Annotated in this window: 5 protein-coding genes; 2 read left to right on the plus strand and 3 right to left on the minus strand. The window is 52.5% G+C overall.

The annotated features are described in order from the left end of the window. Window positions 1–174: 174 nt before the first annotated feature. The 3 genes from ACY692_RS13915 to ACY692_RS13925 form a co-directional block, all read right to left on the minus strand. Window positions 175–1,290, minus strand: coding sequence for an iron-containing alcohol dehydrogenase family protein (locus ACY692_RS13915; protein WP_462325981.1), 1,116 nt, complete (start codon window positions 1,288–1,290; stop codon window positions 175–177). A gap of 181 nt (window positions 1,291–1,471) precedes the next feature. Then, window positions 1,472–1,657 (minus strand): hypothetical protein, encoded by a 186-nt coding sequence (locus ACY692_RS13920; protein ID WP_462325982.1) that lies wholly within the window; start codon window positions 1,655–1,657, stop codon window positions 1,472–1,474. Window positions 1,658–1,796: 139 nt separating this feature from the next. Next, complete coding sequence (locus ACY692_RS13925) at window positions 1,797–3,038, minus strand: ATP-binding protein (protein WP_462325983.1); 1,242 nt, start codon at window positions 3,036–3,038, stop codon at window positions 1,797–1,799. A gap of 839 nt (window positions 3,039–3,877) precedes the next feature. Between ACY692_RS13925 and ACY692_RS13930 the strand changes: the two genes are divergently transcribed. Together ACY692_RS13930 and ACY692_RS13935 are read left to right on the plus strand one after the other, a co-directional pair. Further along, complete coding sequence (locus ACY692_RS13930) at window positions 3,878–4,144, plus strand: helix-turn-helix domain-containing protein (RefSeq protein WP_462325984.1); 267 nt, start codon at window positions 3,878–3,880, stop codon at window positions 4,142–4,144. Further along, a complete protein-coding gene (locus ACY692_RS13935; protein WP_462325985.1) occupies window positions 4,122–5,333 on the plus strand; it encodes a type II toxin-antitoxin system HipA family toxin in 1,212 nt (403 codons plus the stop codon). Before ACY692_RS13930 ends, ACY692_RS13935 begins: the two co-directional genes overlap by 23 nt. Window positions 5,334–5,387 lie beyond the last annotated feature (54 nt).

The raw sequence follows: 5,387 nt of genomic DNA on the forward strand, positions 1-5,387 counted from the left end.
GTAATTATTCAGGTGCATAAGACCGCCCTCACGTGTCCGGTGCAAGGCAATGCGCACGTTATTTTTCTCTGTGCCTCTGGCGTCTCGGGGCATATGGGATATCTCGGGTGGAGAGTCCAGTTGTACGCCTTTGGATTTTCATGCTTTTTGTGACAGACTTTGACGAGCAAGGTACTACAATGAAGCCCGATATATGGCTCTGATATCTTCTTCCGTCGGTTTGACCTTACTGTTGGGAATGTTTTTTGTTTTCACCGCTTTTTCGCTGAAAGCCACGATCTCTTTCCCGGTGATTGTTTCTTTTGCACCGAGCAGTCTGTCCAGGATGTTTTTGAACGCGTCCACCGTTTCCACGTTCATTGCCGCCAGAATTCTCGCTACGAGCCGGGGTTGCTTCTGTTCAACAAACTTTAAATATTCCGGGAGCAACAGACCGTTTGCGCGACCATGATCAATATCTTTGGAGTAGGTTAACGAATAGCCCATGGCATGGACAGCTGTTGTCCCGGTCTGGGCGATGACCATCCCGGCAAGCAGGGCGCACTGGGCCAGTTTGGCTCTGGTATCTTCGGAAAAATCCGCGCCCCCCTCGTCAGTGGATTCCACAAGTGCCTGGGCACATTCAATAAAAATCCGGATGCTTTCTTTTGCCAGGGCATCGGACACAATGGAGGCACGCACGGTGAGCATACCTTCCACTGCATGCGACAATGCGTCGACTGCGGTGTTGATCGTTGTCGCGGGCGGCAGCCCCGCCATATATCTGGGATCGATATAGGCCACTTTGGGAAAGATCAGCGGGGTGGCGATACTTGTTTTTGTTTCAGCCGCGTCATTGGTCAGGATAGAATACTGTGTCACTTCCGACCCGGTACCGGCTGTTGTCGGCACCGCTATAATGGGCAAAACCTCTCCGGAGTAGTTTCCGGAAAAGAGGTCCTTTTCATCAATATTCTGTCCGGCGAGCAGGGCCATGGCTTTTGCTGCATCCATGGGAGAGCCGCCGCCGATGGCAATGATACAATCGACCTTGTTTTCCCGGGCACAAGCAGCCCCTTCATAACTGCAGGCAATGGTCGGATTGCTCATAACCTTATCGAAGAGAACATAGTCGATGTTTTCTTTTTCAAGAGCCTCTATCACATCAGCCTGGGAACCATTTTTTTTGGCCGATCCGCGTCCTGTGACCAGCATTGCCTTTGTGCAATAGGCTCTGATCGCTGCGCTGTTGGCAACAATGCAGTCTTTCCCGGAGAAAACAGTGGTCGGCATGCTATATTTATAATTCATTTTTGTAACTATTCAGGTTTACATTTCAGCGCTACAACCTGCTGAAATCAAATGGTAGATTTGATTGCGAAGCAACCCGTGTGATGCATGGCTACATGATCGAGCGTACGGCCTCCTCGATCCTGCGGGCATCGGGTTTGTAGAAACGTTCCTGCGGAGGCGAGAACGGTACCGGGATGTTTCATATAGCCGTCACCTGTTCTGCGGCGGGGTTCATCTCGGGGAGGCTGAATTCCCGATCCCGTTTCGTACCAAAAACCCGCTCTCTGAACCGGGCCGGTGTCGTACCCGCAAACCGTTTGAAGGTTTTCGTCAGGTGGCTCTGACCCGCAAATCCCGTAAGAGCTGCCACCAGAGCCGGTTCCATTGGCGATCCGTCGCCTTTTCGGAAACAAGATGTTTGAGAGAGACGCCCGGAAAACTCGGATGGGGGTTCCAGGGGATGTTCTCAGCCGATAACGCGGTATTTTTGAGGAAGATGCAAGCATCTTCCAGACAGGTGAAAACTACGCACCCCACAACGTCGAAAGCGGGGCCGCCCAGAGCCTGTCGCCCAGAGGAAGCGTTTCCTCGCCGTCGTAGAGCAGTACGCCCGAGAGAAATGTATCTCCGGCAATATCACGCAAGCGCTTGAGTCCCCTCAGGTCGATCGTGGAAACAGTGGCTGAGGCTTTGACCTCCACCCCGACGATTTCCGACCTGGGATTTTCAATGACAAAGTCCACTTCGAATTTGTCATGATCCCGATAGTACAAGATCAGGTAATCCTCTTCGGCCACGGTACAATGCTTGTACAACTCCCCATACACAAACGTCTCCAGGACGCTTCCCAAGCGGGTTCTTTCTCGCGCGGCAACAACAGGTGTCATCCCGGACATGGTGGATACGACCCCTGAGTCCACAAATTGTATTTTCGGCGTCTTGACAATGCGATGCAGCCTGTTGTTCGACCACACTTCAATTCTTTTGAGCAGATACATCTGCTCAAAAATACCGATGTAACGAGCGGCGGTTTTGTGACTGAGTCCCACTCGACCAGCCAACTGCGAATAATTGCACATCTGACCAGCAACTTCAGCCAATGTGCGCAGAAATCGGGGGAGACAATCCAGATCTTCGACGTGTGCGATATCCCGCACGTCTCTCTGGATCATCGCATCGATGTATTGCTGTATCCAGGCCGTGCGGCGACGCGTTGTCGTACGCTGCAGGACCTCGGGGTACCCTCCCGCAAGCACCGCGTCTGAAAGATCCTTGCCCACCAGCAATATATCGACATCCGGCAGCGCCCCGGCAAAAACGCGATCCACCCAATTGACACCGGTTCCGGCAATCTCACCTCGGGACAGGGGGAGAAGAGTCAATGTTTCCATCCGGCCGGCAAGGGAATCGGCAACCAAAGGAATGGTTATCAGGTTTGCCGATCCTGTCACCAGAAAACGCCCGGGGCGCCGGTCCCCGTCAACGCTTTTCTTGATGGCCATGACAAGCTGAGGCGCTCGCTGGATTTCATCGATAACGGCTCTGTCCAGACTGCGTATCAGGCCTACAGGATCTTCCCGGGCAGCCAGCAGGGTCAGTTCGTCGTCCAGGGTCAGATAGCGCATGTGCCCGTCGGCCACATGGCGGGCAAGGGTGGTTTTCCCCGACTGCCGAGGACCGTTTATGAGCACAACAGGCGTATCCTCCATGGCTTCCCGGATACGCGTCTCCAAAAATCGGGGATACAGATACTGTGTTTGATCCATACGTATCGATATCCGTAAATTTGGGAATGAGTCAACGTAAATTTGGGAATGAATCAACGTAAATCTGGGAATGAGTTATCGTAAATCTGGGAATAGATCGTTGTAACTACTCAAAAAAGTATATAAAAACAAAAAATATTCGTAACTATTCAGCCTGCCTTCCCCAAGAATCAGAATTATAAATTTAAGAAATTTAAGAAATTTAAGAAATTACAAGCGGTTATCGCCCAGGTCTTCAATTTCTAAAATTTCTGAAATCCTTAAATCTGTAAAATTTACGGGATGACGCTCAAATTTAACGATACATTCCAACCTGTTGCTCCTGTTAAATTTTACCTGAATAGTTACAAATATTCAAATTTCAGAAAACGCCGATCGTCTGTCCGTAACCATCTAATCAAACCGCCGGGAAACATGAGCAGAGGATACTGAGCGATCCTGAGCAAGTCAGGGATGTGACGAGTCCTGAAAAAAAGTGGTCACTTTTCGAGTCGAATTTTCCTTTTTGACGTCATCCCGGCGAAGGCCGGGATCTTGACGGCCAGGGGTGAGGCTGAAACCTCCAAACAATGCCGAACCTGGAGAGATCCCGGATCACGTCCGGGATGACATGTTTTTTTCCGCACTCAGAGTTCTGTTTTCTGTACCCTATCCTGATATCATGGTGACCCTTCTATATTCTTTGAAAAGCCGAGCAGACGCTCGGCGTTCCCTGGAGAAGAAAAGGTATGATCGGGTCATGACCCACCGCATAGCTACAAATGGTCGTGAGCTGCTCATTTTGCATATTTTTATAGACAAAAATTGACTTTTCACCCAAATTGCCTACGATAATGCGCATGGATTTACTGGAAATCGGAACCACCATCGCGGCCCGTCGCAAGGAGCGCAAAATGTCCCAGACCGACCTCGCCCGGTACACCGGACTTTCCCGGGCGTTCATCAGCAATCTGGAACGGGGAATCGCTCCTGATGTCGGGATAAAACGGGTGATGCGCATCCTGGATGTCTTCAACATGGAGATTACCTTGAGGAAACATCCCGGACCGCCGACCCTGGATGATTTCGCGCAGGAAAGGGAAGATGCTGAACGTACTGGCAGGTAACAGGATCGCAGGACAGCTGAACAGGGTGTCGGGAAACACCTTTTCCTTCACCTATGTGCCGGGTGCCGGAGAAGAGGAGGCCGTCTCCCTGACCATGCCGGTGAGACCCGAATCATGGATGTGGCGTCACGGCCTGCATCCCATATTCGACATGAACCTTCCCGAAGGCGCGCTCAGACGCTGGATCGAAGACATGTTCTCCAAGGCCGTGCCGGACTTTGACGATCTCGAACTTCTCAGGATCACGGGGAGCTCCCAGATCGGTCGGTTGCAGTACCGGGAGCCCGATACCGGAATCAAACCCATGCAGTCGGTCAGCGTGGAGGAAATACTGACCTATCAGGGGGCGGAAGATCTCTTTCAGGATCTTCTCAAAATCTATGCCGCGTCATCCGGCATTTCCGGGGTCCAGCCCAAAATCCTCATCAGAGCCATTGATGGCGAAAAGATGAGCCCCGAACACAAGCTGACGGTCCAGGCGTCCACCCATATCGTGAAAACCTGGGATGCCCGGTACCTCGAACTTGCCCGCAACGAATATTGCTGTCTCCGGGCGGCGGAGTTGAGCGGCATGGAGGTTCCGCCGTTCCGTATCTCGGAGAACGGCCGATTTCTTGTCATCGAACGATTCGACATGGGAGAGCACGGCTATCTGGGCATGGAAGATTTCTGCGTCCTCCAGGGGCTTGCATCAAAGCAAAAGTACTCGGGATCGTTGGAAAGACTTCTCAAGGGAGTGAAGGCATTCACCGATGAGGCAGACAGACACGCGTCCTGCCGAGAAGTCTTCAAGATGATCGTTCTCTCCGTTGGCCTGCGCAACGGAGACGCGCATCTCAAAAATTTCTGCCTGCTCTACGACTCCCCGGCAGGACGATCGGGCAGACTCGCCCCGGTCTTCGATCACGTCACCACCACAGCCTACCTCCCCAACGACACCATGGCCCTGACCCTCAAGGGAACAAAACGCTGGCCCGCCAGAAAGAGACTTATGGAATTCGGGACATCCCATTGCGACCTCTCCTCCCGTGAAGCATCCGAGGCCATAAACGAGGTTGCAGAAGGCATCAGCCAGGCACGGAAGGAGGTGGATGGGTACGCAAGGTCACTGCCCGAATTCAGGGAAATTGCCGATAAGATGCTCCGGGCGTGGGAGGAGGGATTGGAAGGGTTGGCGGACAAGCCATAAAAAAACCGGCACGTAAGACGTCAGGGGCCGGGGGCGAGTCCCGAACCAAGGCCG

The sequence above is a fragment of the Desulfoplanes sp. genome (assembly GCF_054921335.1).